The organism is Ramlibacter sp. AN1133 (assembly GCF_037890035.1).
Classification (GTDB): Bacteria; Pseudomonadota; Gammaproteobacteria; order Burkholderiales; family Burkholderiaceae_C; genus Ramlibacter.
This window is the reverse complement of sequence record NZ_JBBKTQ010000059.1, coordinates 1-586: the sequence shown is the minus strand read 5'-3', so window position 1 is coordinate 586 and position 586 is coordinate 1. Positions and strand designations below refer to the sequence as shown.

At 63.7% G+C, this 586-nt stretch carries 1 protein-coding gene; it reads left to right on the top strand.

Going from position 1 to position 586, the window contains the following annotated elements; translation table 11 throughout:
• Positions 1–258: 258 nt before the first annotated feature.
• On the top strand, positions 259–586 hold a 328-nt coding region (locus WG923_RS30345), incomplete at its 3' end, for a chlorhexidine efflux transporter (protein ID WP_340354774.1).

Here is a 586-nt window from a genome sequence, read left to right as displayed (position 1 = left end):
ACGTTCGACCTGCCCAAGATCGCCAACCTGAAAGCGGTGCTGCCACAGCTTTACCGCGACCGGCCGGTGCTGGTGTCGGCGCAGCCGAAGCCATAGCAATAGGCAAATTCACCTGGGGGCAAGATCGCCCGTCGTTCGCGGAGACCCACCCTGACCGCGTCGTCAAGCTGATCCGGGTCGATGGGAGCGGCTACCGGCCCGAATCCCTGAAGGAGCGCCCCTCCGTGCCGATCGGGTTCTGTTGCGGTGGAACCTCCCATGCGCTCCGGGAGCTTCTCATGCTTGGCCCGGCAGCTGCACGGCGACACCAGTACTCTTCCTTGCGGCAGGAACCAGCCAGCTACTGCGAGGCGGGACCACTTGCGCACGTTTTTCACCCACATGTCACCGATCACCCGCCGCGTTGTCCAAGCCGTCTTGTACGAGTTGATGGCCATCGGCTTCGTAGGGCCCGCGCTGAGCGTTGCCTTCGACGAGCCGCAAACATCCACCTTCGGGCTGGCCGTGGTCCTGTCCTCGATTGCGCTCACGTGGAACTACGCCTTCAACTGGATCTTCGAGCGCTGGGAGTCGCGGCAAATCGTGC